This is a genomic window from Streptococcus oralis, assembly GCF_003944215.1.
Taxonomy (GTDB): Bacteria; Bacillota; Bacilli; order Lactobacillales; family Streptococcaceae; genus Streptococcus; species Streptococcus oralis_BI.
The window spans coordinates 84,688-111,179 of the sequence record NZ_RJVZ01000003.1 but is presented as its reverse complement, the minus strand read 5'-3'; the positions used below and the strand labels follow the sequence as shown (position 1 = coordinate 111,179).

Sequence of the window (26,492 nt, the reverse complement as noted above, 5' to 3'; positions counted from 1 at the left end):
GATGAAAATTGGTGATAAGCTAACTGGGCGTATTACAGGAATCCAGCCCTATGGTGCCTTTGTCGAATTAGAGACAGGGGTGATTGGGTTGATCCATATTTCAGAGATTCGGACAGGATTTATTGAAAATATCTATGAAGTTTTGAAAATTGGTGAAGAGGTGCAAGTTCAGGTTGTTGATTTGGATGAATTTACTGGTAAAGCCAGTCTTTCCATTCGCACTCTGGAAGAAGAAAAGCATCAATTGCCAAGACGGAGACGTTTTTCAAATGATCGAATCAAGCATGGTTTTGCTCCACTTGGTCGAATGATGCCTGTTTGGACGCGTGAAGCCCTTAACAATTTGAAAGAGAAAAACTAGTCTATTAGATTTCGTATTTTTAAAATCAATATATGGAAGAACAATTATTAAAATCAGGAGAGCGCATCAATCAGCTCTTTTCGACAGATATCAAAATCATTCAAAATAAAGAGGTGTTTAGCTATTCGGTAGATAGTGTTCTCTTATCACGCTTTCCTCGCTTCCCTAAACGGGGCTTAATTGTGGACTTTTGTGCTGGAAATGGTGCAGTGGGACTTTTTGCTAGTTCACGTACTCAGGCGCGGATAATATCTGTAGAGATTCAGGAGCGCTTGGCAGATATGGCAGAGCGTTCGGTTCAGTTGAATGGCTTGGAAGAGCAGATGCGAGTCATCTGCGATGATTTGAAAAATATGCCTGCCCACATTCAGGGAAGTAAGGTAGATATGATTTTGTGTAATCCGCCTTATTTCAAGGTGGATCCGCATTCCAATCTCAACGAGAGTGAACACTACCTTCTGGCCAGACACGAAATTGCGACTAACTTAGAAGAAATTTGTCGAAGTGCTCAGAGTATTCTCAAATCCAATGGACGTTTGGCCATGGTTCATCGTCCAGATCGGCTCTTGGATATCTTAGACATGCTTCAACGCCACAATTTGGCACCTAAGCGCCTGCAATTTGTCTATCCTAAACGAGAGAAGGAGGCCAATATGCTCTTAATCGAAGCTATCAAGGATGGATCGACAAGTGGCTTCAAGGTCCTGCCACCACTCATTGTTCACAATGATGATGGTTCTTATACGCCAGAAATTCAAGAGATTTACTATGGATCATAAGGCCTATATGTATGTGGTGGAGTGCCGTGACGGTTCTTACTATACGGGCTATACAACGGATGTGAAGAGGCGCCTTGCCGTTCATAATAGTGGTAAGGGAGCCAAGTATACCCGAGCTCGCTTACCAGTCAAACTCGTCTATGCAGAAGGCTTTGCCAGTAAGGAAGAAGCCATGTCTGCGGAGGCTCTCCTCAAACGCAAGAAACGTCCACAGAAAGAACGATTTTTATCTGAAAATCAAGAGAAAAATCTAGTCAATCATATTGATATCTAATGAGGAGTCCTTTGGCTCCTCTTACTTTTGTCAAAAAAGGAAAAAAGTGCTAAAATAAGATGAATAAATTTAAAGAGGTATTATCATGTCTAAGATTCTAGTATTTGGTCATCAAAATCCAGACTCAGATGCCATCGGGTCATCTGTAGCCTTTGCCTATCTTGCAAAAGAGGCTTATGGATTGGACACAGAAGCAGTTGCTCTCGGTACTCCAAACGAAGAAACTGCTTTCGTTTTGAACTATTTTGGTGTAGAAGCACCACGTGTTATCACATCTGCTAAAGCAGAAGGTGCAGAGCAAGTTATCTTAACTGACCACAATGAATTCCAACAATCAGTGTCAGATATCGCTGAAGTAGAAGTTTACGGTGTTGTAGACCACCACCGTGTGGCTAATTTTGAAACTGCCAGCCCGCTCTACATGCGTTTGGAACCAGTTGGATCAGCCTCATCTATCGTTTACCGCATGTTTAAAGAACATGGTGTAGCAATTCCTAAAGAGATTGCTGGTTTGATGCTTTCAGGTTTGATTTCAGATACCCTTCTTTTGAAATCTCCAACAACACACCCATCTGATAAAGTCATTGCTCCTGAATTGGCAGAATTAGCAGGTGTCAACTTGGAAGAGTACGGTCTCGCTATGCTCAAGGCTGGTACCAACTTGGCTAGTAAATCTGCTGAAGAATTGATTGATATCGACGCTAAGACTTTTGAACTCAACGGAAATAAGGTTCGTGTTGCCCAAGTCAATACAGTTGATATTGCTGAAGTCTTGGAACGCCAAGCTGAAATCGAAGCAGCAATGCAGGCAGCTAATGCTGCAAACGGCTACTCTGACTTTGTCTTGATGATTACTGATATTGTGAACTCAAACTCAGAAATTTTGGCTCTTGGATCAAACATGGACAAGGTGGAAGCAGCCTTCAACTTCAAACTTGAAAACAACCATGCTTTTCTTCCAGGTGCCGTTTCACGTAAGAAACAAGTGGTACCTCAGTTGACTGAAAGCTTTAATGGCTAATAGCCTGAGTGATAATTGAAATGAGGAAACGTTAGTTTCCTTATAGCTAAAGGGGTCTCGGCTCCTTTTTTTCTAGGAGAGAAAGATGTTAGAAAATGGCGATTTGATTTTTGTGAAGGACCTTTCAGATATGGGGCAGGCCATCCAGGCTTCTACTGGGAACTATAGCCATGTCGCCATCTTTTTAGACGGTTTGATCTACCATGCTAGTGGGCAAGCAGGTGTCATCTGTCAAGAACCAGCTGAATTTTTTGAACCGACTCATCTCTATGACCTTTATGTCTATCCAGAGATGGAAGCTGACTTAGTAAAGGAAAGAGCTAGGAATCATTTAGGTGCACCCTATAACGCCTCCTTTTATCCAGATGGGGCTGGCTTTTACTGCTCCCAGTACATCGCAGAAATTCTCCCTATTTTTGAAAGCGTACCGATGAAATTTGGTGATGGGGAGCAGGAGATTAGTGATTTTTGGAGGGAATATTACAGGGAACTCGAACTTCCTGTGCCCCTGAATCAACCAGGGACCAATCCCAGTCAGTTGGCAGCATCCCCTCTTTTAGAATGTAAAGAAAGGAATCTTCATGATTCAAATTTTTAATCCCTCCCGTTTGACTCGACAGCCATTTTTTATAGATTTAGTGGACTATCTGGACCAGCATGACGATGTGATCCTTCGAGAAATCAAGGCTCAGTTTCCAGATGTGGCAGTTGATAAACTCATGGAAGAGTATATAAAGGCAGGCTTGATACTAAGGGAAAACAAACGCTATTTTCTCAATCTCCCCTTTTTAGAATCTACGGAGGATTTAGCCCTTGACCAAGAAATTTTTATCAGAGAGAGCAGTCCAGTCTATCAAGCCTTACTGGAGCAGAGTTTTGAGACGGAATTGCGCAATCAAACCAATGCTGCCATTTTAGTCGAACGTACGGACTTTGCAAGAGAAAAGATGACCTTATCCAACTATTTCTACAAGGTCAAGCACCAATCTCCTTTGACAGAAAAACAGCAGGAACTCTATGCCATTTTGGGAGATGTCAATCCTGAGTATGCTCTCAAGTATATGACGACTTTTTTACTGAAATTCCTCAAAAAGGACCAGCTGATGCAGAAACGCCGTGATATCTTCGTTGAGAGTCTAGTCGTCTTGGGCTATGTCGTGCAAAACGAAGAAGGGAAGTATGAGTTGGCGGTTGATTTTGACAAGGATCGGTCGACTTTCTATTTACCTTAATTGCTTCATTTTGAGCAGATTGTTTGACTTTGCTAAAGAATAAGCATAAACTGAATGTAAGCGATAACCATTATCGTATTAAAAGCAAAGGAGACAGAGCTATGTCACTTGAAAATAAATTGGATCAGGCAGCTGGTGCTATCAAAGAAGGATTTGGTAAAGTTACTGGTGATAGCAAGACAGAAGCAGAAGGTGCTGTAGAAAAAACAGTTGCGAAAGCAAAAGAAGTAGTTAAAGATGCTAAAGGTGCTGTAGAAGGTGCCGTTGAAGGTCTTAAAAATTCATTTAAGAAAGAAGAATAAAAAAATCAAGGGAAACATTCCCTTGATTTTTTTATAGATAACGTTCTGCGATGGCCGCATCTCCGGGATAGTCTTCTTTCTTTCCTTGGACGATCTGGTAGCAATCAGCTCCTTTACCAGCAATAATCACAGCATCGATTTCTTGATTTGTGATGGCCATCGCCGTCTTGATGGCTTGTTCGCGATCGGCAATCTTTACAACAGGATGACTGATATAGCTGCTGATTTCATCTGCGATGGCCATTGGATCTTCATAGTTGGGATCATCGGCAGTTAGAAAGACTTGAATCTCAGGATGTTGATTGAGGAGGAGGCCAAAGTCTTTGCGGCGACTTTCACCCTTGTTTCCAGTCGAACCGAGAACCAGAGCAATCTTTCCAGTTTGATGAGTTTCTACAACAGAAATCAGTTTTTTCAGACTGTCGCCATTATGAGCATAGTCGATGAAGACCTTGGCGCCATTTTTCTGAGTCAGGACTTCCATACGCCCAGGAACACGGGTTGTGGCGATTCCTTTTTTGACGTCCGCTATACTGGCTCCGAGACGAAGGCAGGCAAGTCCAGCAGCGACTGCATTTTCTTGATTGAAGTGACCAATGAGTTGGATATCATAATCACCAGCGAGTTTACCAGTAGCTGAAAAGCTAAAGGCTTTGGAATTCTGAATTTGGTTACTTGACTGGCTACCATAGAAATCATGCTCTTGATGTTCCACTTGTTCTTTCAGTACAGAAAAGTGGTCCATGTCGCTATTAATGACAACTGCTCGGCTATTTTCCATCAAGAGACGTTTGTGGTAGAAGTAATCTTCAAAGCTTGGATGTTCAATTGGTCCAATATGGTCAGGACTGATATTGAGGAACACACCTACATCAAAGGTTAATCCGTAGACTCGCTTAACCAAGTATGCTTGACTGGAGACTTCCATGATGAGATGGGTTCTTCCGTTATGAACAGCCTGAGCCATCATATCAAAGAGATCGATACTTTCAGGAGTTGTGAGGGCAGATTTAAAGAAGGTTTTGCCATCTAAGGTTGTATTCATGGTTGACAGCATAGCTGGGTGATGCCCTTGAGCCAAGATGTTATAGGCAAAATAGGCCGCTGTTGTCTTTCCTTTTGTTCCTGTGAAGGCGAGAATTTTGAGTTTTTCTTGTGGGTTACCATAAAATTCCATGGCAATCAAACTCATGACTTTCTTAATGTCGTTCACGACAATAACAGGAATACCGACCTCGTAGTCTTGCTCAGCTACATACCAACTCAGTCCCTGCGAGATAGCGGAGAGAAGATATTCTTTTTTAAAGGCAGCGCCTTTTGCAAAAAAAAGAGTGCCTTCTTTTACTTTTCTGCTGTCGTAACTGATGCTATCAAAAACAACTTCACTGCAGTTGTAGTGGTAATGACCTTGGTCAATAATCTCATGAAAAAGGCCATCTTTCTTTAAAATATCTAATACGGTTTCAATCTTAATCATACTTTCTATTATAAACTTCAAGTCTGAATTTTACAAGTAACAAGGAAAAGTTTATAATGGAAGATAAGGAACTTTTCCTAGTTATCAAAATTGAATGAGGAAGCTATGTCTAACGAAAATAATCACCAGCAAGCCCAGATGTTGCGAGGGACTGCTTGGCTAACAGCTAGTAACTTTATTAGTCGCCTCCTTGGTGCTATCTATATTATTCCCTGGTATATTTGGATGGGGACTTATGCCGCCAAGGCAAATGGTCTCTTTACTATGGGTTATAATATTTACGCTTGGTTCTTGTTGATTTCGACAGCGGGTATCCCAGTTGCAGTTGCCAAACAAGTGGCTAAGTATAATACTATGCGAGAAGAAGAGCATAGCTTTGCCTTGATTCGGAGTTTTCTAGGCTTTATGACGGGCTTGGGACTAGTCTTTGCCTTGGTCTTGTATCTCTTTTCTCCCTGGTTAGCAGATTTGTCAGGTGTGGGGAAAGACCTGATTCCCATCATGCAGAGTTTGGCTTGGGCGGTCTTGATTTTCCCATCTATGAGTGTCATCCGGGGCTTCTTCCAAGGGATGAACAATCTGAAACCCTATGCTATGAGTCAAATCGCCGAGCAGGTGATCCGTGTTATCTGGATGTTGCTGGCTACTTTTATTATCATGAAGATGGGTTCTGGTGATTACTTATCAGCGGTTACTCAGTCTACCTTTGCTGCCTTTGTGGGAATGGTGGCTAGTTTTGCAGTCTTGATTTATTTTCTTTCCAAGGAGGGACTGCTCCAAAAGGTGTTTGAAACACGGGATAAGATCAATAGCAAGCGACTCTTGGTTGATACCATCAAGGAAGCCATTCCCTTTATCCTGACAGGATCAGCCATCCAGCTCTTCCAGATTTTAGACCAAATGACCTTCATCAATAGCATGAAGTGGTTTACCAACTACAGCAATGAAGACTTGGTTGTCATGTTTTCTTATTTCTCCGCCAATCCTAATAAAATCACCATGATTTTGATCTCTGTTGGAGTTTCGATTGGGAGTGTCGGCTTGCCACTTTTGACGGAAAATTATGTCAAAGGTGATTTGAGAGCCGCTGCTCGCCTAGTTCAAGATAGTATGACCATGCTCTTTATGTTTCTCTTACCAGCAACAGTTGGAGTCGTCATGGTAGGGGAACCTCTTTATACAGTCTTTTACGGTAAGCCAGATAGTTTGGCCATGGGCTTATTTGTCTTTGCAGTTTTACAGTCTACTATCCTAGGCTTGTATATGGTCTTGTCTCCTATGCTTCAGGCCATGTTCCGAAACCGCAAGGCAGTTCTTTACTTTGTCTATGGTTCTATTGCTAAGTTAGTCTTGCAGTTACCAGCTATTGCTATTTTCCACAGCTATGGTCCCTTGATTTCAACGACTATCGGTCTCATCATTCCAAATGTTTTGATGTACCGAGATATTTGCAGGGTAACAGGTGCACGTCGGAAGATTATCTTGAAACGGACTATCTTGATTACTATTTTGACCATGGTCATGTTTATTCTGGTTGGTTTTCTACAGTGGATTTTAGGATTTTTCTTCCAACCAACGGGACGTTTGTGGAGTTTCCTTTATGTAGCCCTCATCGGAGGTCTCGGGGGAGTACTCTATGGTTTAATGAGTCTTGGCACTCACCTATTGGATAAGGTTATTGGGAAACCTCAAGCAGACCACCTACGAGCAAAATTTAAACGATCTTAATAAAATAGATTTATAAATAAAAGGAATGCTGGCTCTTTGTTAAGTGTCTGGGTTAGCTGACACTTAATTTCCATAAATTAAAATCCCTAGAATCAGTTGTTCTAGGGATTTATTGGGGTGTGAGCATCATTAATTCTACAATCATAGCGATATAGAGGACTAAGGTTAGGAGAAAACCTGCTCTCCAGAAGAATTTGATAAATTTAGGGTAATAAAAACTTCGTTTTTTGACAAGGAAAAAGACTACAAGGAGGATTGCTAGGAGAGAAAGTGCAACACCAAGTCGTGGCAGAAAGTTGTGGGTAAAGGCTTTTGCAGTGATAAGATAATACTCGAATACCAAAAGTGGAAAAGCTAAATCCGCAAAATTCAGTCCTAGTTTTTTCAGTTTAAAAAGTTTTGTTACAATGATGGAGACCACGAGGGTTAATACCAACAATAAAGTAGCTGCTATTTTCATTAAAATCATACCCATATTGTATCATAAAAAATCATTAAAGGAAATGAGAAACAAGGGAATCTGTAGGAAAGTCAGGCTTTTGAGATTGTGGGTGTTTTTTGCTATAATGAAAGTTATGAAATCTTATAATACCTTGAATGATTATTATCGAAAACTTTTTGGAGAAAAGACTTTCAAAGTTCCTATTGATGCGGGATTTGACTGTCCAAATCGCGATGGAACTGTGGCACATGGGGGCTGTACCTTTTGTACAGTTTCAGGTTCTGGAGATGCTATTGTAGCACCGGATGCCCCTATCCGTGAGCAATTTTATAAGGAAATCGACTTTATGCACCGCAAGTGGCCAGATGTTAAAAAGTATCTGGTTTATTTTCAAAACTTTACCAATACCCATGAAAAGGTTGAAGTGATTCGGGAGCGTTATGAACAAGCCATCAACGAACCTGGTGTAGTGGGAATCAATATCGGAACACGCCCGGACTGTTTACCAGACGAAACCATCGAATATTTGGCTGAGTTATCGGATCGCATGCATGTGACGGTAGAATTGGGCTTACAGACTACTTATGAAACAACCTCTGACCTGATTAACCGTGCTCATTCTTATGAATTGTATGTTGAAACAGTCAAACGCTTGAGAAAGCATCCCAAGATTGAGATTGTTTCCCATTTGATTAATGGTTTGCCCGGTGAGACTCATGAGATGATGGTCGAAAATGTCCGCCGCTGTGTCACGGATAATGATATTCAAGGAATTAAACTGCACTTGCTCCATCTCATGACCAATACGCGTATGCAGCGAGATTACCACGAAGGACGCTTGCAACTGATGAGTCAGGACGAGTATGTCAAGGTTATCTGTGACCAGTTGGAAATCATTCCCAAGCATATCGTCATCCATCGAATCACGGGAGATGCGCCTAGAGATATGTTGATAGGTCCCATGTGGAGCCTCAATAAATGGGAAGTGCTAAATGCTATTGAAACTGAAATGAGACGTCGTGGAAGTGTGCAAGGATGCAAGGCTGTAAAACAGGAGTTTAAAAATGAAAAGACCACTTGAGATGGCACATGATTTTTTGGCTGAAGTCGTGACAAAAGAGGATATCGTTGTGGATGCGACCATGGGCAATGGTCACGATACGCTTTTTTTAGCCAAGCTAGCCAAGCAAGTCTATGCCTTTGATATCCAGAAACAAGCTTTAGATAAAACCCAAGACCGTTTGAATGAGGCAGGTTTAGAAAATGTCCAGTTGATTTTACAAGGGCATGAGACACTCGACCAGTTTGTGACAGAAGCTAAGGCAGGGATTTTTAATCTTGGTTATTTGCCTTCTGCTGACAAATCCGTCATCACACAACCTCAGACTACTATCGAAGCCGTAGAAAAGCTTTGCCATTTGCTTGTCAAAGGAGGACGGATTGCTATCATGATCTACTATGGTCATGAGGGAGGAGACAGCGAGAGGGATGCTGTGTTGAATTTTGTTAGTCAGTTGAACCAACAAGAGTATACAGCAGCCATTTATCGGACTCTCAACCAAGTTAACAATCCACCGTTTTTAGTTATGATTGAGAAATTAGAAAGATATAGACATGGATAAGCAATACCTACGTGAGAAATTAGAGGCTATGCGCCAAAATTTTGTTGAGTCAACGCATCACGAGAGAGCAGTCGGGGTGCTCGACGAAGCACATATGAGCAAGAAAATGCTCAAAATCAAGAAAAAATTAGTGGCTCTTGAAATGGAACGATGTCAGAAAAAAATTGAGCACAAAGACTGTTCCAAGATTGATCAGAAAATCCAAGAGCAGAAGGAGATGTTTGAATTTTGTTGTAAAAAAGACTAAGGAGGGTCTAGATGACACTACTAATTTACCTGATTCTATTTTTATTAGTCTTAATCGTTTCAACTACGACCAATAAACTTTTGCCTTTTTTGCCCCTCCCCCTAGTACAAATCCTTTTGGGGATTGGGATTGGCTTATTTGTTCCCGATACGGACTTTCATCTCAATACAGAGCTGTTTCTGGCCATGGTTATTGGCCCCTTACTTTTCCGAGAGGCAGAAGAAGCCGATATTACTTCTGTTTTGAAACACTGGCGCATCATTGTCTACTTAATCTTTCCAGTAATTTTCATCTCGACCTTGAGTTTGGGAGCCTTGGCTCATTTCCTTTGGCTCAGTCTTCCCTTAGCTGCCTGTTTGGCTGTTGGGGCAGCGCTTGGTCCGACGGATCTGGTAGCCTTTGCTTCTCTTTCTGAACGTTTTCGTTTTCCCAAACGGGTTTCCAATATCCTAAAAGGAGAAGGCCTTTTAAATGACGCTTCTGGTTTGGTTGCCTTTCAGATGGCTCTTGCTGCTTGGACAACAGGAACTTTTTCTCTCAGCCAAGCTGGGACTTCCCTAGCACTTTCTATCCTTGGTGGTTTTGTAGTCGGTTTTGTGACGGCTATGGTCAATCGTTTCTTGCATAGCTTTTTACTGAGTGTGCGAGCGACTGATATAGCGAGTGAACTCTTGCTAGAGCTAAGTTTACCACTCATGACCTTTTTTATCGCAGAAGAGTTTCATGTTTCAGGGATTATCGCAGTAGTGGTTGCAGGTATTTTGAAGGCCAGTCGCTTTAAGAAAATTACGCTCCTTGAGGCCCAGGTAGACACTGTGACGGAGACCGTCTGGCACACCATGACCTTTATGCTAAATGGATCAGTCTTTGTCATCTTGGGAATGGAATTGGAAATGATAGCAGAACCTATCCTGACCAATCCCCTTTATAACCCCTTACTACTATTAGTATCGGTAGTTTTGCTGACATTCTTACTTTTTGCCATTCGCTTTGTCATGATTTATGGCTTCTATGTTTGGAGAACACGACGCCTCAAGAAAAATCTTCGTAATTACATGAAGGATATGCTCCTTTTGACCTTCTCTGGTGTAAAAGGAACGGTCTCTATTGCAACCATACTTCTCATACCAAGCAATCTAGAGCAGGAGTATCCCCTCTTACTTTTTCTAGTAGCGGGTGTCACGCTATTAAGCTTTCTAACAGGTCTCTTAGTTCTTCCCCACCTTTCCGAGGAACAAGAAGAAACCAAGGATTACCTCATGCACATTGCGATTTTAAATGAGGTCACAGCAGAATTAGAAAAAGAACTGGAAGGGCATAAGAATAAACTTCCCCTTTATGCAGCTATTGATAATTATCACGGTCGAATTGAAAACCTAATCCTTAGTCAAGAAAACAAGAGTGCCCAAGAGGACTGGGAGGCTTTAAAACTCCTCATCTTGAGTATCGAAAGCGATGGTTTGGAGCAGGCTTACGAGGAAGGGAAAATCGGTGAACGTGGTTATCAAGTTTACCAACGCTATTTGAAAAATATGGAGCAGAGTATTAATCGCAAGGTTGCTTCCCGCCTAACATATTACTTCCTTGTGTCGCTCCGTATCTTGCGTTTTGTCCTGCATGAATTGCTGACCTTTGGCCAGACCATCCGGAGTTGGAATGACAAGGAGCAACGTCGACTTCGAGCTATTGACTATGATCAAATATCCGAACTCTATCTGGAGAATACGGAGTTGATTATCGAAAGTTTGGAAAACCTAAAAGGAATCTACAAGAGTAGTCTGATCAGCTTTATGCAGGAGTCTCGCTTGCGTGAAACAGCTATTATCGGTAGTGGTGCCTTCGTCGAACGTGTTATCACTCGTATCAAACCAAACAATATCGATGAAATGCTAAGAGGTTACTACCTAGAACGTAAGTTAATCTTTGAATTCGAAGAGAAGAAATTGATTACAACCAAGTATGCCAAGAAATTACGGCAAAATGTCAACAATCTTGAGAATTATTCTCTAAAAGAAGCCGCAAATACCCTACCCTATGATATGATGGAATTAGTCAGAAGAAATTAGTTTAGAAAATCAAGTTGTATTAGGAGGATAGCAACATGAAAAAGTGGTGGAAAGAGCTGATGGAACGGCCCTTGTTGAAAGCTTTTTTACATTTTTATCAAGCTTCCGATAGTGAACTAACCAGTGTTGCGGTTGCCTACTATTGGTTGATTTCAATCTTCCCCTTGCTGATGATAATGGTCAATATTTTGCCCTATTTTCAGATTCCGATTTCAAATTTTTTGCTCACCATCAAAGAATTTGTACCAGATACAGTCTATGATGTGGTTGCAAAGATTGTCCGAGAAGTCCTGACTCAACCATCGACTGGTTTGCTGAGTTTTGCAGTCTTGTCAGCCCTTTGGACCTTCTCGAAATCGATGGATTTCCTCCAAAAAGCTTTTAATAAGGCCTATGGAGTGGCCAAGAGCCGAGGAATTATCTCCCATCAATTGATGAGTTTGCTCGTCAGCTTTGGTTTGCAAATTCTTTTTGCCTTAGCCTTATTTTTGAGTATGTTTGGGCGTATGTTGCTCAACCTAGTCAAAACTTACTGGCAATCAGACAGTCCTTTCTTTGATTATCTACAGGACTTTACAGGCCCTTTGATTTATGCCTTGCTCTTTGCCATCTTGGTCATGCTCTACTATTTCCTTCCAAATGTCAGAGTCCCTCGTATTCGCTACGTTTTTCCTGGTAGTATCTTTGTTTTGCTGACGCTTGTCTTTCTTTTGAATATCTTTTCTGTTTATTTCAATAACTATGTCAACCATCTAGTCGACGTCCGATTTTTCAGCTCCATTATCGTTGTGGTGATGATGTTCTGGTTTATTCTCATCGCCAAGATTCTGATTATCGGAGCAGTTATCAATGCCAGTGTACAGAGTTTGAAAGATCCAAAGTTTCGTGATAACACATTCTTTTTAAAAAATGAAGAATAAAAAAAGACGCTTTGAAAACAAAGTGTCTTTTTATTGCATTTGCAACAAAAATGTGCTATTCTATCATCATAGATGCGAAAGGAGGAAACATGTCGTTATTACGCGAAATCGGAGTTATAGCCCGTGCCCTAGATTCTATTGCTAATATTGAGTTTCGTGATATTGAACTAGCTCGTGGGCAATATCTTTATTTAGTGCGAATCAAGGAGAACCCAGGAATTATTCAAGAAACTTTATCAGATTTGCTAAAGGTTGATCGCTCAACAGTTGCCCGTTCCGTTAAAAAACTAGAAGAAAAGGGATTGATAGAGCAAAGAGCAGCTGTGGATAATCGAAAAAATAAGGAGTGGTTTGTAACAGAAAAAGGTGAGATTCTCTATCCCTTTATTCTAGCTGAACATCACTATTCAGAGAATTCTGCCCTAAAAGGATTTTCCAGGGAAGAGGCCAGAGAACTGGAGAGCCTACTAATTCGGGTTAGAAAAAATATTACAAGTGATTGGGATATGGTCAAAAAAGGCCAGAAAAGAAATTATTTATAATAAGAGGTGAAAGATGAAAGTTATCGTTGAAAATGAATTTTGGAGCTTGTTTCCAGAAGCACAGATTAGCGTTTTAGCAGTAAAGGGATTAGATAATACAGTTGATGAAAGCAAGGATTCCTATTTCAAAACCTTGCTAGATAAGGGAGCTAAACGAGCTGAGGATTTCATTTCGGATGAGAATTTTACTCAGAATGATGTCATTCAAGAATGGCGTCAGGCTTTCAGCAAGTTCAAAACGAAAAAAGGAGCACGCTCCTCTATAGAAGCTCTGCTTAAAAGGGTCAGTCAGGGAAGAGAGTTTAATCCCATCAATCCCTTAGTAGACATCTATAATAGTGTCTCTCTATCTTATGCTGTTCCCTGTGGTGGCGAAGATGTGAACAAGATTGTAGGCAATCTTCATCTTGGTCAGGCTAAGGGAGGAGAACCTTTCTTTCCACTAGGAGCTGAAAACGATGCTCCTGCACTTCCAGAAGAGCTGATCTATTATGATGATGAGGGAGCGGTTTGTCGCTGTCTCAACTGGAGAGAGGCGCAGAGAACCATGCTGACAGAAGAGACAAAAGATGCTGTCTTAGTGATTGAAGCGATCAATGCTGAACAGGCAACACGTGCTCGGGCTGCTATGGAAGAATTACAGGACTTGGTAAAGGATTACTTTGGTGTTCAAGGCAAACTGGTTCATCTGACTTCTGAGTCCCCAGAAATTACACTTTAAACAGAAATAGCCCTGTCATCTCTTAGGAATAAACTATCCTAAAGAAATGACGGAGCTATTTTTAATAGATAAACATAGCATCACCAAAGCTAAAGAAGCGGTATCGTTCTTGAATAGCATGGTGGTAAGCATCTAGGACTAAGTCACGACCGGCAAAGGCAGAAACTAGCATAACAAGAGTTGACTTGGGTAGGTGGAAGTTGGTTGAAAAAGCATCCACAACCTTCCAGTCGTAGCCTGGCTTGATAAAGATATTGGTCCAGCCAGAATCTGCTTGGATTTGCCCATCAAACTTGGAACCGATGGTTTCCAGTGTGCGGATCGAAGTAGTTCCAACAGCTATAACACGACCTCCATTTTCCTTAACAGAGCGAAGGGTGGCTGCGGCTTCATCAGAAAGTTGGTAGAACTCTGAGTGCATTTCGTGTTCGTCCAGATTGTCAACAGAAACGGGTCTAAAGGTTCCTAAACCAACGTGGAGCGTTAAATAAACCAAATGGACACCCTTGGCTTGGATTTCTGCTAGCAGTTCTTTAGTAAAGTGGAGACCAGCAGTAGGTGCGGCAGCAGAACCACTTTCTTTAGCGTAGACCGTTTGATACCGTTCACGGTCATCTAGTTTTTCATGGATATAAGGCGGTAATGGCATTTCACCTAGACTTTCCAAAACTTCTAGGAAAATTCCTTGGTATTCAAAGCGGACAATGCGGCCCCCGTGGGTCAATTCTTCCGTAACGACAGCGCTGAGGCGACCATCACCAAAGTTGACACGAGTGCCAACCTTGAGGCGTTTGGCAGGTTTGGCTAGGACTTCCCACTCATCACCACTAGTATTTTTGAGCAGGAGAAGTTCCACATGGCCTCCTGTTTCTTCCTTTTGACCATAAAGGCGGGCTGGTAGAACACGGGTGTCGTTCATGACAAGGGCATCACCTGGTTCCAACATATCGATAATGGAGTGGAAGTGCTTATCCTGAAATTCTCCCGTCTCACGATTGACGATGAGGAGTTTGGAGGCATCTCGTTTTTCAAGTGGTGTTTGGGCAATCAATTCCTCTGGCAAGTGGAAATCAAAATCAGCTGTATTCATTTTTTTCATCATTCTTTCTAACTTCTAATTTTATCCATTATAACACGTTTCAAGTTTGGACGCTCTTTTTTTGGAAATTAAATCGTTTTCACTTGACAAAAATTGGTCTATACCATATAATGAATATAGAAATATGGAGGATATAAAATGAAAGTTATTAAAGTTGAAAATCAAGTCGAAGGTGGAAAAGTAGCTTTTGAGATTTTGAAGGAAAAATTGGCCAATGGTGCTCAGACTCTAGGACTTGCGACAGGAAGTAGCCCGCTTGAATTTTACAAGGAAATCGTTGAGAGTGACCTTGATTTTTCAAATCTAACCAGTGTAAACCTCGATGAGTATGTAGGGCTTGATGGGGACAATCCACAGTCTTACCGTTACTTTATGCAAGAACACTTATTCAACCAAAAACCATTTAAAGAAAGCTTCTTACCCCGTGGGATTAAGGACAATGCTGAAGCTGAGGTAGAACGTTACAACCAAATTTTGGCTGACCATCCTGTTGATTTGCAAATCTTGGGAATTGGTCGCAATGGACATATCGGTTTTAACGAGCCTGGCACTCCATTTGACAGTCAAACGCATCTAGTCGAACTTGACCAATCTACAATCGAAGCCAATGCTCGCTTCTTTGACAAGATTGAAGACGTCCCAACCCAAGCCATTTCAATGGGAATTAAAAATATCTTGGATGCCAAGTCAATTATCCTCTTTGCTTACGGTGAGTCGAAAGCAGAAGCCATTGCTAGAACAGTATCAGGCCCAGTAACTGAAAGTCTACCAGCAAGTAGCCTGCAATATCACCCTGATGTGACTATTATCGCAGATGCTGAGGCACTCAGCCTGCTTGAAAAATAAAATTAGGACCATTTGCTCTTTGGAGTGAGTGGTTTTTTACTTCAAATGTTTACTGTTCTGCTAAAGTGGTATAATATAGCTATACAGGGGAGGATCGAACTTTGGTTTATATAATCAGTTTTATTTGTTTTTTACTTTTAATGTTACTATTTAGTCGCTTAATTCAGCAATCAAAGAACCCTTCGGGCTTTCTAGGAAAACGAATGATGAAATTGTGGAATCGAGCCTATCTCCCCATGTTTGTATGGGCAATTCGTCATCTGGATAGGACATTTTACCCTGTAATCTTAGATGTAGGAGTTGGAAATGGCCGTTCAACCATCCTACTGAAAGAAACTTTTCCGCAAAGTACCATAACTGGAATCGATATTTCAGATGCTGCAATAGCTCAAGCCAAACAGATAGAGATAACTAATTTAAATTTTGAACGAAGAGACGTTAGGGAGACAGGCTTTTCTGATGAAAGTGTTGATTTAATCACAGCCTTTCAAACTCATTTTCATTGGCAGGATCTAGAGGCTTCTTTTATAGAACTTCGAAGAGTACTCAAATCAGACGGGATGCTCTTGCTGGCTTGTGAATATAACAAGTTATCTTATTTTTTACCAGAGGTTCAAAGCGAAGAAGCATTTAGACGATTCTTGTTATCAGTAGGCTTTGAGGTCATAACTAGTCAAAGAAAGGGATCGTGGATCCTTTATAAAATTGTTAAAAACTAATGGAGGTACAATCATGAAACAATTATTTTTATGTTCATACTTTGCTGGAGTCAAAAAGCTTTTTAGCGATTATGCAAAGGAAAAGAATCTAGAAAACAAGGTTTTATTTATTCCTACCGCTGGGAACAAAGAGGATTATACTGCCTATATCGATGAGGCTCAGCAAACATTCAGAGATTTAGGATTTGAGATAGCGGTTCTAGATATTGCTTCTTGTGATCGAGAAACTGCACAGGCAAAGATTTTCCAAAGTAAGATTCTTTATATCTCAGGCGGGAATACCTTTTATTTATTGCAAGAATTAAAGAAAAAGCAACTCCTATCTCTCATCAAAGAGCAAATAAGAGATGGGTTGGTCTATGTGGGAGAATCAGCAGGGGCTATCATTACCGCCAAGGATATTGACTACAATAAACTCATGGACGACAAGACGGTAGCGAAAGAGTTATCGGATACAGCGGGATTGGATGAAGTGGAGTTTTACATCCTTCCACATTATGGTGAGGAGCCTTTTACTGATAGTAGCAAGAAGACCTTTGAAACCTATAAAAATCAGCTCGACTTAATGCGAATGAACAATTCACAAGCTGTTATTGTAAATGATAAAGAAATAAAAGTTGTTTCTGAACAGGATTAAAATAAATTTCTTTTTGCTATTATAATGTCCATTCTAATACGTTGCCTCTCTAAAAAAAGAAAGTGAAGATAATATAAGTTTATAGCCGTTTTTCCCTTGACATTTATTCATTTTGCGTGTAGAATAGAATAGATCTTGAACTTGAAGGGAGTGAAAAAAATGTCTAAAACAGTAGTACGTAAGAATGAATCTCTTGACGATGCACTTCGTCGTTTCAAACGTGCGGTTACTAAAGCTGGTACTCTTCAAGAAACACGCAAACGTGAATTCTATGAAAAACCTTCTGTAAAACGTAAACGTAAATCAGAAGCAGCTCGTAAACGTAAAAAATTCTAATTAGAAATGAAAGGCTAGAGAAATCTAGTCTTTTTATTTTTAAATAAATACTGTAAATCCTGCAAAAAAAGGAAACTTCCACCTACAATCTGATATAATAGTAGGGAGAACTCGATTGAAGGAGGAAATTATGTCGGTTTTAGTAAGAGATGTCATTGAAAAACTCAGACTAGATATTGTCTATGGTGAAGGCGAATTACTTGAAAAAGAAATCAATACTGCGGACATTATGAGACCTGGTCTTGAAATGACGGGCTATTTTGATTACTATACACCAGAACGGATTCAGCTGTTAGGGATGAAGGAGTGGTCCTATTTGGTTGCCATGCCTGCCCATAACCGTTATCAAGTTTTGAAGAAAATGTTTCTACCTGAAACACCTGCTGTAATCGTTGCTCGTGGTCTGGTAGTGCCAGAAGAAATGTTGAGGGCTGCTAGGGAATGTAATATTGCGATTTTAACCAGTCGAACATCAACCAGTCGTTTATCTGGAGAGTTATCTAGCTACCTTGATTCCCGTTTGGCTGAACGTACGAGCGTGCATGGTGTGTTGATGGACATCTATGGCATGGGTGTCTTGATCCAAGGGGATAGTGGTATCGGTAAGAGCGAGACAGGCCTTGAACTTGTGAAACGGGGACACCGTTTGGTGGCAGATGACCGTGTAGATATCTTTGCCAAGGATGAAATGACCCTTTGGGGAGAGCCCGCTGAAATTTTGAAGCATTTGCTTGAGATTCGTGGAGTGGGTATTATTGACGTGATGAGTCTCTACGGAGCAAGTGCTGTAAAAGATTCTTCGCAAGTTCAGTTGGCTGTTTACTTGGAAAATTACGATACCCATAAGACCTTTGACCGTCTAGGAAATAATGCCGAAGAACTCGAAGTTTCTGGTGTGACGATTCCGCGTATCCGCATCCCAGTAAAAACAGGACGCAATATCTCAGTTGTTATTGAGGCGGCAGCCATGAACTATCGAGCTAAAGAAATGGGATTTGATGCGACGCGTTTATTTGAAGAACGCTTGACTAATCTCATCTCCAAAAATGAGGTGAAAGATGATTAATCCAGTTGCATTTGAAATCGGTCCTTTTTCCATTCGTTGGTATGCTTTGTGTATTGTGGCTGGATTGGTCTTGGCTGTCTACCTTGCCATGAAAGAAGCTCCTAAAAAGAAGATTTTGTCAGATGATATTCTAGATTTTATCTTAATTGCCTTTCCTATTGCAATTTTAGGTGCCAGACTTTACTATGTACTCTTCCGCTTAGATTACTATCTTCAAAATCCAGGTGATGTGATTGCCATCTGGAATGGTGGTTTGGCCATTTATGGTGGTTTGATAGCAGGAGCTATTGTACTTTATATCTTTGCAGATAGAAAGCTGATTAATACATGGGATTTCTTAGATATTGCAGCACCGAGCGTCATGGTTGCCCAGAGTTTAGGGCGCTGGGGGAACTTCTTTAACCAAGAAGCCTACGGTGCAGCAGTAGATAGTCTGGATTATTTGCCGGGCTTTATTCGTGACCAGATGTACATTGAGGGGAGCTATCGTCAGCCGACCTTCTTATATGAGTCGGTTTGGAATCTGATTGGTTTTGCTTTGATTTTGATTTTTAGACGAAAATTAAAGGGAATCAGACGCGGTCAGATCACGGCATTTTACTTGATTTGGTATGGCTTTGGTCGTATGATCATCGAAGGGATGCGGACGGATAGTCTCATGTTCTTTGGTTTGCGAGTTTCCCAATGGTTATCAGTCGTCCTTATCGGACTCGGTATTTTTATCATACTTTATCAAAATCGAAAGAAAGCCCCTTTCTATCATACAGAGGAGGAAAAATAAATGTTAGAAGTTGCATATATTCTTGTTGCGATTGCTTTGATTGTCTGTTTGGTCTATTTGACAATCACGATTCAAAAAGCAGGTCGTATGATTGATGAGACAGAGAAAACCATCAAAACATTGAGCTCAGATGTGAACGTTACCCTGCATCATACCAATGAATTGTTGGTTAAGGTCAATGTGTTGGCAGACGATATCAATATCAAAGTTGCGACGATTGATCCACTCTTTACAGCTGTAGCGGACTTGTCAGAATCAGTATCTGACCTCAACCAACATGCGCGTGTCTTGGGTAAAAAAGCCTCATCAGCTGGTTCAAAGACCATTAAGACAGGTGCAGGATTGTCAGCTCTTCGTTTCGCAAGTAAAATTTTCAAAAAATAAAAAAGGAGAAATCTTATGGGAAAACTATCCTCTATCCTTTTAGGAACAGTTTCAGGTGCAGCTCTTGCTTTGTTTTTGACGAGTGACAAGGGCAAGCAAGTTTGTAGTCAAGCTCAGGATTTTCTGGATGATTTGAGAGAAGATCCAGAATATGCTAGAGAGCAGGTTTGTGAAAAACTAACAGAAGTGAAGGAACAGGCAACTGACTTTGTACTGAAAACAAAGGAACAAGTAGAATCTGGTGAAATCACTTTTGATAGTGTCCTTGACCAAGCTAAAAACTGTGCTCGACAAGCGACAGAAGCGTCAAAGGAAACCTTTAACAATCTCAAGGAGCAGTGGCAAGAACAGTCAACAACTCCAGACATTGCTGAAGACCAAGAAGAAATCATCATCGATATTACTGAAGTATAATGCATCACCATCTCTGGTTTTTGGAGATGGTGATTTTTATCTGCAAGCCTGTCTTTGTGGTATAATAAATACTATGCAGAAAAAACCAACGTCCGCCTACGTGCATATTCCCTTTTGCACACAGATTTGTTATTATTGTGACTTTTCAAAAGTTTTTATTAAAAATCAACCAGTAGATAGTTACCTGGAGCATCTGCTGGAAGAGTTTCGTTCTTATGATATCCAAAAGTTGTCAACTCTCTATATTGGAGGTGGAACGCCAACGGCTTTGTCCGCTTCGCAATTAGAGGTGCTCTTGGATGGCTTGACTAAAAACCTAGATTTGTCTGTCTTGGAAGAGTTGACGATTGAAGCAAACCCAGGAGACTTGGACGCGGATAAAATTGCGGTTTTGAAACAGTTACCAGTCAATCGTGTTTCCTTGGGTGTGCAGACTTTTGATGACAAAATGCTGAAAAAGATTGGGCGCAGTCACTTGGAGAAGGATATTTATGAAAATATCGACCGCCTCAAACTGGCCGGTTTTGACAATATTTCCATCGATTTGATTTACGCTCTACCTGGTCAAACTATGGCTCAGGTCAAGGACAATGTAGCTAAGGCTATCTCGCTTGATATTCCTCATATGAGCCTTTATAGCTTGATTTTGGAGAATCATACGGTCTTTATGAACCGCATGAGACGTGGGAAATTGCCCCTGCCCAAGGAAGAGTTAGAAGCAGAGATGTTTGAGTACATCATCGCAGAGCTTGAGCGAGCTGGTTTTGAGCATTATGAGATTTCGAATTTCTCTAAGCCTGGCTTTGAAAGTCGCCACAATCTCATGTACTGGGACAATGCCGAGTATTATGGTATTGGTGCGGGTGCTTCGGGTTATGTGAACGGGGTACGTTATAAAAATCATGGTCCGATCCGCCACTATCTCAATGCGGTAGAGGCAGGAAATGCTCGAATTACAGAAGAACACCTGAGTCAAAGGGAGCAGATGGAAGAAGAAATGTTTCTGGGACTCCGCAAGAAATCTGGGGTTTCCATGGCACGATTTGAGGAAAAATTCGAACGGTCCTTTGATGAACTTTATGGCGAAATCATCAGAGACTTGGTTCAACAAGGTCTTATGCAGATCGATGGTGATCGTGTCCGAATGACAAAGAGGGGTCTCTTCTTGGGAGACACTGTAGCAGAACGATTTATTTTGGAGTAGAACAATGGGTTTAACTTATCAGATGAAAATGAAAATTCCTTTTGATATGGCGGACATGAACGGTCATATCAAACTTCCAGATGTGATTTTGCTGTCCTTGCAAGTATCAGGTATGCAGTCGATTGAACTGGGAGTTAGTGATAAGGATGTGCTAGAACGTTACAATTTAGTCTGGATTATTACAGACTATGCGATTGACGTGGTTCGCTTGCCTCGCTTTGATGAGGAGATTACGATTGAAACAGAAGCATTGACATACAATCGTCTTTTTTGCTACCGCCGTTTCACCATCTATGATGAAGCAGGCCAAGAAATCATTCGCATGGTAGCAACCTTTGTTCTTATGGACAGAGATAGTCGGAAAGTCCATGCTGTCGAGCCTGAGATTGTTGCGCCTTACCAGTCTGAGTTTGATAAAAAACTCATCCGTGGGCCAAAGTATACAAATCTAGAAAACCCGTTCAGTAAAGACTACCATGTTCGTTTTTACGACTTGGATATGAATGGTCATGTTAATAACAGCAAATATCTGGATTGGATTTTTGAGGTCATGGGAGCAGACTTTTTGACCAAGTACATTCCAAAGAAAATCAATCTCAAATATGTAAAAGAAGTGCGACCAGGTGGCATGATTGCTTCATCTTATGAACTCAAGGGATTAGAAAGCAAGCATGAGATTATCAGTGATGGCGAGATTAATGCCCAAGCTATGATTACGTGGCAAGAAATTGAAAGCAATTAGAAAGGACTATATGGCTTATAAAGGTTATTTAATTGATTTAGACGGGACCATTTACAAGGGGAAAGACAGAATTCCCGCGGGTGAGGCTTTTGTGCATGAGTTGCAAAAACGAGAGATTCCCTATCTCTTTGTGACTAATAATACAACTCGAACTCCTGAGAGTGTTCAAGAGATGTTGGCACAGAATTTTAATATTGATACGCCTCTATCAACTGTATACACAGCAACTCTGGCAACCATCGACTATATGAACGACTTGGGACTGGAAAAGACAGTATATGTCATCGGAGAAGCTGGACTCAAGGATGCCATTCAGGCGGCTGGTTATGTCGAAGACAAGGAAAATCCTGCCTATGTGGTAGTTGGACTGGATTGGCAAGTCGACTATGAAAAATTTGCGACAGCGACTCTAGCCATTCAAAAGGGTGCTCACTTTATCGGAACCAATCCAGACCTCAATATTCCGACGGAACGTGGTCTTTTGCCTGGTGCTGGTTCACTGATAACCCTTCTTGAAGTCGCAACACGAGTAAAACCAGTTTATATCGGAAAACCAAATGCTATCATTATGGATAAGGCAGTTGAGCACTTGGGCTTGAAAAGAGAGGAGTTGCTCATGGTTGGGGATAACTACCTGACAGATATCCGAGCAGGAATTGACAATGGCATTCCAACGCTCTTGGTGACGACAGGTTTTACCAAGGCAGAAGAAGTGGCGGACTTGCCAATTGCACCAACTCATGTAGTTTCTAGCCTTGCGGAGTGGCATTTTGATGAAAACTAAACTGACCTTTTGGGGAAGTATGCTCTTTCTCCTCTCCCTGTCTATCCTCTTAACCATTTATCTGGCTTGGATTTTCTATCCCATGGAAATTCAGTGGCTGAACTTAACGGAACGGGTTTATCTAAAGCCCGAAACCATTCAGTACAACTTTCATATCTTGATGAATTACCTGACCAATCCCTTTAGTCAGGTCTTAGAGATGCCAGATTTTCGTTCATCAGCTGCAGGTTTACACCATTTTGCGGTGGTGAAGAATCTCTTCCACTTGGTTCAGCTAGTTGCCCTAGTGCCATTACCAAGTTTCTATTTCTTTGTTAGAAAGATTGTGAAAAAAGGATTTCTACCTCTATATCGTAAAAGTATTCTGACTTTAGTGCTATTGCCTCTAGTCATTGGCCTTGTAGGAGTGTTAATTGGTTTTGAGCAATTCTTTACTCTTTTCCATCAGATTCTCTTTGTGGGAGACGATACCTGGCTTTTTGATCCCGCAAAGGATCCCGTTATTTTGATTTTACCAGAGACCTTCTTCCTCCATGCTTTCCTTCTCTTCTTTGGACTCTATGAAAGTTTCTTTGGTTTTCTTTATTTGAAAAGTCGTAGAATACTTTAATGTGTTGCATTGATAAAACAGAGATGAAGTTAAAAATTCTTACGAGGAGTGAATTAACTTTATTGGAATTGAGTAATTCGTTCGCATACAGTCTATTTTTCTAGAAAAAAATAGGCTTTTTTCTAGAAATTGCTAGTCAAGCGCTTTATTTTTTTGTATAATAAGAATAGCAAAGTATAGATAAAGAAGAGAAAAGCATGATTACACTATTTTTATCACCGAGCTGTACATCATGTCGTAAGGCAAAGGCCTGGTTAGAGACGCATAAAGTTCCTTTTGAGGAGCACAATATTATGACCAGTCCTTTAACAAGAAAAGAATTGCAACACATTCTTTCCTTGACCGAAAATGGTACTGATGACATCATTTCAACTCGTTCAAAAATTTTCCAAAAATTGGATATTGATGTAGAGAGTATTTCGGTATCGGAGTTGCTTCAGTTGATTGAGCAATATCCTAGTCTTTTGCGTCGCCCAATTATTATTGATACTAAACGCATGCAGATCGGTTTTAATGAAGATGAGATTCGTGCTTTTCTCCCTCGTAGTTACCGTAAACAAGAACTAAAAGAAGCAACATTGAGAGCTGGTATTGGATAGATGAACAAACAGTATAGTTACCCACTAGATTTGTCGTGGAGCACTGAAGAACTTGCTTCAGTGCTTTCTTTTTTTAATGATGTTGAAGCTGCCTATGAAGACAAGGTAGAAGCAAAAAAACTGCTAGAGTCTTACAAGGAATTTAAGTCTGTCGTTCCGAGCAGAAGTGAAGAAAAACGCCTAGGCCGCGAATTTGAGACGGCTAGCGGTTATTCCTTCTATCATGCAGTTCAATTAGCAAAAGAAAAAAGAGAAGGGAAGATTTCTCTTGGAAACTAAATTTGAATTTGCCAAACAGATTGTGCAAGAAGCTGCAGATTACATTTTGGCCCACATGCAAGAAGATTTGCAGGTCGAGCGAAAGTCTTCCCCTACAGACTTGGTGACGCGTTTGGATAAGGAAGTTCAGGATCTCTTAGTTCAGAGAATTTTGGCATCTTATCCAGAAGACTTGATTTGCGCGGAAGAGGGCTGTTTACGTGCTGCAGTCGGTCAGGGCACTGTTTGGGTGATTGATCCCATTGACGGTACCAATAACTTTGTCGCTCAGAAGGAAGATTTTGCCGTTATGTTAGCTTATTTTGAGAATGGTGTGGGCAAATTTGGTATCATTTATGATGTCATGAAAGGCGATTGTTACCATGGTGGTGGTGCCTTTCCTCCTTGTCGTAATAATGAGCCCTTACCAACTTTTAAAAAGAAATCTCTTCAAGAATTTTTAGTGGCTGGTAACTCAGGTATGTTTGAAAGCAATGAGTGGGGCTTGGCTGATTTGGGCCGAGCAGCGTTGGGAGTCCGTGTCTATGGTAGTGCGGCCATTAGTTTTGCCAAGGTTTTATCAGGTCGTCTGCTGACTTATATCACCTATTTGCAACCTTGGGATTACGCTGCTGCAAGTATCCTAGGAGACAGTCTGGGGTATCGTCTTCTTACAGTTTCTGGTGAGGCTGTTGATTTTCAAACGCGTCAGCCTGTCATGATGGTGCCAATCGAGATGCAAGAAGAGATTCAGTCCTATATTTATGAAAGGAAAGAAAACTAAATGCAATTTCCAGAAGGATTTGTTGAAAAATATGAAGCGATACTAGAAGATGAGGCAAGAGATTTTCTTGCCTCTTTTAAACAGGAAGCGGTATCGGCTTTTCGGGTCAATCCCTTAAAAGAAAGTCAGCTATCGTTTGCTGATGCCATTCCTCATACACCTTGGGGGCACTATGGAAAAGTTTCTGGGAAATCTCCAGAGCATGTGACAGGTTTCGTTTATTCGCAAGAGCCTGCAGCCCAAATGGTGGCCCAGGTAGCTCAGCCCCTTCCTGGTATGAAGGTCTTGGACTTGGCGGCAGCGCCAGGTGGGAAATCCACTCAATTGGCAGCCTATCTGGCTAATCAGGGAGTCCTTGTTTCTAACGAAATTTCAAACAAGCGGGCTAAGATTTTAGTGGAAAATATGGAGCGGTTTGGAGCTACAAACGTTGTCGTGACCAATGAGTCTGCGGACCGTTTGGCCAAAGTCTTTAAAGGCTATTTTGATGTGATTGTCCTTGATGCCCCTTGCTCGGGTGAAGGGATGTTTCGTAAGCAGCCAGATGCCATGGATTATTGGAGTACCGCTTATCCTAGCCAATGTGCCAGTCTCCAAAGGGAAATTCTAGAAGATGCAGTCACCATGCTTGCAGAAGGTGGCCGTCTGGTCTACTCGACCTGTACTTGGTCACCTGAGGAAAATGAAGAAATCGTCCACTGGTTGCTTGATACTTATGATTTTGAATTGCTTCCGGTCGAGCATGTGAACGGTATAGTAGCAGGAATTGATCTTCCTGAAACGGCTCGAATGTATCCTCATCATTTCAAGGGAGAAGGCCAGTTTGTAGCCCACCTGCAGTTTAAGGGAGAAAATCCAGCACCTAAATTCAAAGCCAGCAAGATCAATCTCAGTCGCGAACAGCAGAACTTGTGGCAAGAATTTGCCCAAAAACATCTAAAAATATCGCTAACTGGCGTACTACAAACTTTTGGAGACCAACTTTATCTCTTGCCAGAGATGTTACCTGATCTAGGGAAACTCAAAATTGCCCGAAATGGACTTCATCTGGGAACTTTTAAGAAGAAACGCTTCGAACCAAGCTTTGCTCTAGGATTAGCCTTAAAACCAAGTCAGGTGAAACAAAGGGTCGAAATTAAGGATGAGGACTTTGTAAAATATGTGGCAGGCGAAACCGTTCAACTGGCAGAAATACTGGTAAATGGTTGGTATCAAGTTGTGGTTCAAGGAAACGGTCTGGGCTTTGCAAAAGTTACTGGAAATGTTTTAAAAAATTATTATCCAAAAGGCCTCAGATTCAAGTGAAAAAGCTAGTCAAAGAATCTATTCTATGTTATATTGGAAGTATGAGTTTTTTCTGATAGTCTTTCATTTTTACTTATATTATATGATGAACCGACTGGTCCTCAATGGGGCTTCCAGTCTATAAATCGTAAACCAAATCTTATCATCACTAATTGATATGATAGGAACAGAAAGAAATCAGAGCATTCAT

34 protein-coding genes are annotated in these 26,492 nt (G+C 41.1%); 31 read left to right on the top strand and 3 right to left on the bottom strand.

Features of this window, described 5'->3' with window-relative positions:
- Position 1: 1 nt before the first annotated feature.
- From D8804_RS02630 to D8804_RS02600, 7 genes are all read left to right on the top strand, one after another.
- A complete protein-coding gene (locus tag D8804_RS02630) occupies positions 2–361 on the top strand; it encodes a S1 RNA-binding domain-containing protein (protein ID WP_125398722.1) in 360 nt (119 codons plus the stop codon).
- 32 nt (positions 362–393) lie between these two features.
- On the top strand, positions 394–1,140 hold the full coding sequence (locus tag D8804_RS02625; RefSeq protein ID WP_125398721.1) for a tRNA1(Val) (adenine(37)-N6)-methyltransferase: 747 nt from the start codon (positions 394–396) through the stop codon (positions 1,138–1,140).
- Complete coding sequence (locus D8804_RS02620; RefSeq protein ID WP_084948895.1) at positions 1,130–1,414, top strand: GIY-YIG nuclease family protein; 285 nt, start codon at positions 1,130–1,132, stop codon at positions 1,412–1,414. The genes D8804_RS02625 and D8804_RS02620 overlap by 11 nt, the downstream gene beginning before the upstream one ends.
- Before the next feature lie 85 nt (positions 1,415–1,499).
- The gene (locus D8804_RS02615; RefSeq protein ID WP_125398720.1) at positions 1,500–2,435 is read left to right on the top strand and encodes a manganese-dependent inorganic pyrophosphatase; all 936 of its coding nucleotides are present in this window, start codon (positions 1,500–1,502) and stop codon (positions 2,433–2,435) included.
- A gap of 85 nt (positions 2,436–2,520) precedes the next feature.
- A complete protein-coding gene (locus D8804_RS02610; protein ID WP_125398719.1) occupies positions 2,521–3,033 on the top strand; it encodes a YiiX/YebB-like N1pC/P60 family cysteine hydrolase in 513 nt (170 codons plus the stop codon).
- On the top strand, positions 3,017–3,667 hold the full coding sequence (locus D8804_RS02605; RefSeq protein ID WP_125398718.1) for a DUF1803 domain-containing protein: 651 nt from the start codon (positions 3,017–3,019) through the stop codon (positions 3,665–3,667). Before D8804_RS02610 ends, D8804_RS02605 begins: the two co-directional genes overlap by 17 nt.
- A gap of 101 nt (positions 3,668–3,768) precedes the next feature.
- Positions 3,769–3,969, top strand: a complete 201-nt coding sequence (locus D8804_RS02600) for a CsbD family protein (protein ID WP_125398717.1) — start codon at positions 3,769–3,771, stop codon at positions 3,967–3,969.
- Positions 3,970–4,000: 31 nt separating this feature from the next.
- Here the strand turns inward: D8804_RS02600 and D8804_RS02595 are convergent, their stop codons facing one another.
- Positions 4,001–5,446, bottom strand: a complete 1,446-nt coding sequence (locus tag D8804_RS02595) for a UDP-N-acetylmuramoyl-L-alanyl-D-glutamate--L-lysine ligase (protein WP_125398716.1) — start codon at positions 5,444–5,446, stop codon at positions 4,001–4,003.
- Between the two features lie 105 nt (positions 5,447–5,551).
- On the opposite strand from D8804_RS02595, the gene D8804_RS02590 reads away from it, so the two are divergent.
- Positions 5,552–7,174, top strand: coding sequence for a putative polysaccharide biosynthesis protein (locus tag D8804_RS02590; RefSeq protein ID WP_125398715.1), 1,623 nt, complete (start codon positions 5,552–5,554; stop codon positions 7,172–7,174).
- A 109-nt stretch (positions 7,175–7,283) separates the two neighbouring features.
- Here D8804_RS02590 and D8804_RS02585 read toward each other — a convergent pair whose 3' ends face one another.
- A complete protein-coding gene (locus D8804_RS02585; RefSeq protein ID WP_125398714.1) occupies positions 7,284–7,649 on the bottom strand; it encodes a DUF3397 domain-containing protein in 366 nt (121 codons plus the stop codon).
- 91 nt (positions 7,650–7,740) lie between these two features.
- Between D8804_RS02585 and mnmL the strand changes: the two genes are divergently transcribed.
- The 7 genes from mnmL to D8804_RS02550 all read left to right on the top strand — a co-directional run bounded on the left by mnmL (position 7,741) and on the right by D8804_RS02550 (position 13,734).
- Positions 7,741–8,697, top strand: coding sequence for a tRNA modification radical SAM protein MnmL/YtqA (gene mnmL / locus D8804_RS02580; RefSeq protein ID WP_125398713.1), 957 nt, complete (start codon positions 7,741–7,743; stop codon positions 8,695–8,697).
- Positions 8,681–9,238 (top strand): tRNA 5-(aminomethyl)-2-thiouridylate-methyltransferase MnmM, encoded by a 558-nt coding sequence (mnmM, locus tag D8804_RS02575; RefSeq protein WP_125398712.1) that lies wholly within the window; start codon positions 8,681–8,683, stop codon positions 9,236–9,238. The genes mnmL and mnmM overlap by 17 nt, the downstream gene beginning before the upstream one ends.
- Positions 9,231–9,485 carry a hypothetical protein gene (locus tag D8804_RS02570; protein WP_000361095.1) on the top strand — a complete coding sequence of 85 codons (255 nt, stop codon included), beginning with the start codon at positions 9,231–9,233 and terminating at the stop codon, positions 9,483–9,485. Before mnmM ends, D8804_RS02570 begins: the two co-directional genes overlap by 8 nt.
- A gap of 11 nt (positions 9,486–9,496) precedes the next feature.
- Positions 9,497–11,551, top strand: coding sequence for a cation:proton antiporter (locus tag D8804_RS02565; protein ID WP_125398711.1), 2,055 nt, complete (start codon positions 9,497–9,499; stop codon positions 11,549–11,551).
- Positions 11,552–11,586: 35 nt separating this feature from the next.
- Positions 11,587–12,471 (top strand): YihY/virulence factor BrkB family protein, encoded by an 885-nt coding sequence (locus D8804_RS02560; protein WP_125398710.1) that lies wholly within the window; start codon positions 11,587–11,589, stop codon positions 12,469–12,471.
- A gap of 89 nt (positions 12,472–12,560) precedes the next feature.
- On the top strand, positions 12,561–13,013 hold the full coding sequence (locus D8804_RS02555; RefSeq protein WP_125398777.1) for a MarR family winged helix-turn-helix transcriptional regulator: 453 nt from the start codon (positions 12,561–12,563) through the stop codon (positions 13,011–13,013).
- 13 nt (positions 13,014–13,026) lie between these two features.
- Positions 13,027–13,734: a B3/B4 domain-containing protein gene (locus D8804_RS02550; RefSeq protein ID WP_125398709.1), complete on the top strand. Its 708-nt coding sequence runs from the start codon at positions 13,027–13,029 to the stop codon at positions 13,732–13,734.
- 61 nt (positions 13,735–13,795) lie between these two features.
- Here D8804_RS02550 and queA read toward each other — a convergent pair whose 3' ends face one another.
- Positions 13,796–14,824, bottom strand: coding sequence for a tRNA preQ1(34) S-adenosylmethionine ribosyltransferase-isomerase QueA (queA, locus tag D8804_RS02545; RefSeq protein WP_025168939.1), 1,029 nt, complete (start codon positions 14,822–14,824; stop codon positions 13,796–13,798).
- Positions 14,825–14,971: 147 nt separating this feature from the next.
- On the opposite strand from queA, the gene D8804_RS02540 reads away from it, so the two are divergent.
- The 16 genes from D8804_RS02540 to D8804_RS02465 all read left to right on the top strand — a co-directional run bounded on the left by D8804_RS02540 (position 14,972) and on the right by D8804_RS02465 (position 26,302).
- On the top strand, positions 14,972–15,679 hold the full coding sequence (locus tag D8804_RS02540) for a glucosamine-6-phosphate deaminase (RefSeq protein WP_000864606.1): 708 nt from the start codon (positions 14,972–14,974) through the stop codon (positions 15,677–15,679).
- A gap of 101 nt (positions 15,680–15,780) precedes the next feature.
- On the top strand, positions 15,781–16,398 hold the full coding sequence (locus D8804_RS02535; protein ID WP_125398708.1) for a class I SAM-dependent methyltransferase: 618 nt from the start codon (positions 15,781–15,783) through the stop codon (positions 16,396–16,398).
- A 13-nt stretch (positions 16,399–16,411) separates the two neighbouring features.
- Positions 16,412–17,035, top strand: a complete 624-nt coding sequence (locus D8804_RS02530; RefSeq protein WP_000811176.1) for a Type 1 glutamine amidotransferase-like domain-containing protein — start codon at positions 16,412–16,414, stop codon at positions 17,033–17,035.
- Between the two features lie 159 nt (positions 17,036–17,194).
- Positions 17,195–17,371 (top strand): 30S ribosomal protein S21, encoded by a 177-nt coding sequence (rpsU, locus tag D8804_RS02525; protein ID WP_000048054.1) that lies wholly within the window; start codon positions 17,195–17,197, stop codon positions 17,369–17,371.
- A gap of 130 nt (positions 17,372–17,501) precedes the next feature.
- On the top strand, positions 17,502–18,437 hold the full coding sequence (hprK, locus tag D8804_RS02520; RefSeq protein WP_185759887.1) for an HPr(Ser) kinase/phosphatase: 936 nt from the start codon (positions 17,502–17,504) through the stop codon (positions 18,435–18,437).
- A complete protein-coding gene (gene lgt / locus D8804_RS02515) occupies positions 18,430–19,218 on the top strand; it encodes a prolipoprotein diacylglyceryl transferase (protein ID WP_125398706.1) in 789 nt (262 codons plus the stop codon). Before hprK ends, lgt begins: the two co-directional genes overlap by 8 nt.
- Positions 19,219–19,602, top strand: coding sequence for a DUF948 domain-containing protein (locus tag D8804_RS02510; protein WP_000895026.1), 384 nt, complete (start codon positions 19,219–19,221; stop codon positions 19,600–19,602).
- 15 nt (positions 19,603–19,617) lie between these two features.
- Positions 19,618–20,016 (top strand): YtxH domain-containing protein, encoded by a 399-nt coding sequence (locus tag D8804_RS02505; RefSeq protein WP_125398705.1) that lies wholly within the window; start codon positions 19,618–19,620, stop codon positions 20,014–20,016.
- Positions 20,017–20,089: 73 nt separating this feature from the next.
- On the top strand, positions 20,090–21,220 hold the full coding sequence (hemW, locus tag D8804_RS02500; RefSeq protein WP_125398704.1) for a radical SAM family heme chaperone HemW: 1,131 nt from the start codon (positions 20,090–20,092) through the stop codon (positions 21,218–21,220).
- Between the two features lie 4 nt (positions 21,221–21,224).
- Positions 21,225–21,962: an acyl-[acyl-carrier-protein] thioesterase gene (locus D8804_RS02495; RefSeq protein ID WP_125398703.1), complete on the top strand. Its 738-nt coding sequence runs from the start codon at positions 21,225–21,227 to the stop codon at positions 21,960–21,962.
- Between the two features lie 10 nt (positions 21,963–21,972).
- Positions 21,973–22,746, top strand: a complete 774-nt coding sequence (locus D8804_RS02490; RefSeq protein ID WP_125398702.1) for a TIGR01457 family HAD-type hydrolase — start codon at positions 21,973–21,975, stop codon at positions 22,744–22,746.
- Complete coding sequence (locus D8804_RS02485; protein ID WP_125398701.1) at positions 22,736–23,356, top strand: TIGR01906 family membrane protein; 621 nt, start codon at positions 22,736–22,738, stop codon at positions 23,354–23,356. The genes D8804_RS02490 and D8804_RS02485 overlap by 11 nt, the downstream gene beginning before the upstream one ends.
- A gap of 197 nt (positions 23,357–23,553) precedes the next feature.
- Positions 23,554–23,955 (top strand): Spx/MgsR family RNA polymerase-binding regulatory protein, encoded by a 402-nt coding sequence (locus D8804_RS02480; protein WP_004246303.1) that lies wholly within the window; start codon positions 23,554–23,556, stop codon positions 23,953–23,955.
- The gene (locus D8804_RS02475; protein ID WP_125398700.1) at positions 23,956–24,234 is read left to right on the top strand and encodes a UPF0223 family protein; all 279 of its coding nucleotides are present in this window, start codon (positions 23,956–23,958) and stop codon (positions 24,232–24,234) included.
- On the top strand, positions 24,224–24,997 hold the full coding sequence (locus tag D8804_RS02470; protein ID WP_125398699.1) for an inositol monophosphatase family protein: 774 nt from the start codon (positions 24,224–24,226) through the stop codon (positions 24,995–24,997). Before D8804_RS02475 ends, D8804_RS02470 begins: the two co-directional genes overlap by 11 nt.
- Complete coding sequence (locus D8804_RS02465; protein ID WP_125398698.1) at positions 24,998–26,302, top strand: RsmF rRNA methyltransferase first C-terminal domain-containing protein; 1,305 nt, start codon at positions 24,998–25,000, stop codon at positions 26,300–26,302.
- The last annotated feature ends 190 nt before the right edge of the window (positions 26,303–26,492 follow it).

What these genes read in the sequence shown, in the direction of transcription:
- D8804_RS02570 (WP_000361095.1), top strand. Translation starts at nt 9,231, where the DNA reads ATGGATAAGCAATACCTACGTGAGAAATTAGAGGCTATGCGCCAAAAT.
- D8804_RS02540 (WP_000864606.1), top strand. Translation starts at nt 14,972, where the DNA reads ATGAAAGTTATTAAAGTTGAAAATCAAGTCGAAGGTGGAAAAGTAGCT.
- D8804_RS02590 (WP_125398715.1), top strand. Translation starts at nt 5,552, where the DNA reads ATGTCTAACGAAAATAATCACCAGCAAGCCCAGATGTTGCGAGGGACT.
- hemW (WP_125398704.1), top strand. Translation starts at nt 20,090, where the DNA reads ATGCAGAAAAAACCAACGTCCGCCTACGTGCATATTCCCTTTTGCACA.
- D8804_RS02485 (WP_125398701.1), top strand. Translation starts at nt 22,736, where the DNA reads ATGAAAACTAAACTGACCTTTTGGGGAAGTATGCTCTTTCTCCTCTCC.
- D8804_RS02555 (WP_125398777.1), top strand. Translation starts at nt 12,561, where the DNA reads ATGTCGTTATTACGCGAAATCGGAGTTATAGCCCGTGCCCTAGATTCT.
- hprK (WP_185759887.1), top strand. Translation starts at nt 17,502, where the DNA reads ATGTCGGTTTTAGTAAGAGATGTCATTGAAAAACTCAGACTAGATATT.
- D8804_RS02620 (WP_084948895.1), top strand. Translation starts at nt 1,130, where the DNA reads ATGGATCATAAGGCCTATATGTATGTGGTGGAGTGCCGTGACGGTTCT.
- D8804_RS02495 (WP_125398703.1), top strand. Translation starts at nt 21,225, where the DNA reads ATGGGTTTAACTTATCAGATGAAAATGAAAATTCCTTTTGATATGGCG.
- D8804_RS02625 (WP_125398721.1), top strand. Translation starts at nt 394, where the DNA reads ATGGAAGAACAATTATTAAAATCAGGAGAGCGCATCAATCAGCTCTTT.
- D8804_RS02550 (WP_125398709.1), top strand. Translation starts at nt 13,027, where the DNA reads ATGAAAGTTATCGTTGAAAATGAATTTTGGAGCTTGTTTCCAGAAGCA.
- mnmL (WP_125398713.1), top strand. Translation starts at nt 7,741, where the DNA reads ATGAAAGTTATGAAATCTTATAATACCTTGAATGATTATTATCGAAAA.
- D8804_RS02480 (WP_004246303.1), top strand. Translation starts at nt 23,554, where the DNA reads ATGATTACACTATTTTTATCACCGAGCTGTACATCATGTCGTAAGGCA.
- queA (WP_025168939.1), bottom strand. Translation starts at nt 14,824, where the DNA reads ATGAATACAGCTGATTTTGATTTCCACTTGCCAGAGGAATTGATTGCC.
- D8804_RS02510 (WP_000895026.1), top strand. Translation starts at nt 19,219, where the DNA reads ATGTTAGAAGTTGCATATATTCTTGTTGCGATTGCTTTGATTGTCTGT.
- D8804_RS02595 (WP_125398716.1), bottom strand. Translation starts at nt 5,446, where the DNA reads ATGATTAAGATTGAAACCGTATTAGATATTTTAAAGAAAGATGGCCTT.
- D8804_RS02615 (WP_125398720.1), top strand. Translation starts at nt 1,500, where the DNA reads ATGTCTAAGATTCTAGTATTTGGTCATCAAAATCCAGACTCAGATGCC.
- D8804_RS02585 (WP_125398714.1), bottom strand. Translation starts at nt 7,649, where the DNA reads ATGGGTATGATTTTAATGAAAATAGCAGCTACTTTATTGTTGGTATTA.
- D8804_RS02505 (WP_125398705.1), top strand. Translation starts at nt 19,618, where the DNA reads ATGGGAAAACTATCCTCTATCCTTTTAGGAACAGTTTCAGGTGCAGCT.
- mnmM (WP_125398712.1), top strand. Translation starts at nt 8,681, where the DNA reads ATGAAAAGACCACTTGAGATGGCACATGATTTTTTGGCTGAAGTCGTG.
- D8804_RS02565 (WP_125398711.1), top strand. Translation starts at nt 9,497, where the DNA reads ATGACACTACTAATTTACCTGATTCTATTTTTATTAGTCTTAATCGTT.
- rpsU (WP_000048054.1), top strand. Translation starts at nt 17,195, where the DNA reads ATGTCTAAAACAGTAGTACGTAAGAATGAATCTCTTGACGATGCACTT.
- lgt (WP_125398706.1), top strand. Translation starts at nt 18,430, where the DNA reads ATGATTAATCCAGTTGCATTTGAAATCGGTCCTTTTTCCATTCGTTGG.
- D8804_RS02605 (WP_125398718.1), top strand. Translation starts at nt 3,017, where the DNA reads ATGATTCAAATTTTTAATCCCTCCCGTTTGACTCGACAGCCATTTTTT.
- D8804_RS02530 (WP_000811176.1), top strand. Translation starts at nt 16,412, where the DNA reads ATGAAACAATTATTTTTATGTTCATACTTTGCTGGAGTCAAAAAGCTT.
- D8804_RS02610 (WP_125398719.1), top strand. Translation starts at nt 2,521, where the DNA reads ATGTTAGAAAATGGCGATTTGATTTTTGTGAAGGACCTTTCAGATATG.
- D8804_RS02465 (WP_125398698.1), top strand. Translation starts at nt 24,998, where the DNA reads ATGCAATTTCCAGAAGGATTTGTTGAAAAATATGAAGCGATACTAGAA.
- D8804_RS02490 (WP_125398702.1), top strand. Translation starts at nt 21,973, where the DNA reads ATGGCTTATAAAGGTTATTTAATTGATTTAGACGGGACCATTTACAAG.
- D8804_RS02630 (WP_125398722.1), top strand. Translation starts at nt 2, where the DNA reads ATGAAAATTGGTGATAAGCTAACTGGGCGTATTACAGGAATCCAGCCC.
- D8804_RS02475 (WP_125398700.1), top strand. Translation starts at nt 23,956, where the DNA reads ATGAACAAACAGTATAGTTACCCACTAGATTTGTCGTGGAGCACTGAA.
- D8804_RS02560 (WP_125398710.1), top strand. Translation starts at nt 11,587, where the DNA reads ATGAAAAAGTGGTGGAAAGAGCTGATGGAACGGCCCTTGTTGAAAGCT.
- D8804_RS02600 (WP_125398717.1), top strand. Translation starts at nt 3,769, where the DNA reads ATGTCACTTGAAAATAAATTGGATCAGGCAGCTGGTGCTATCAAAGAA.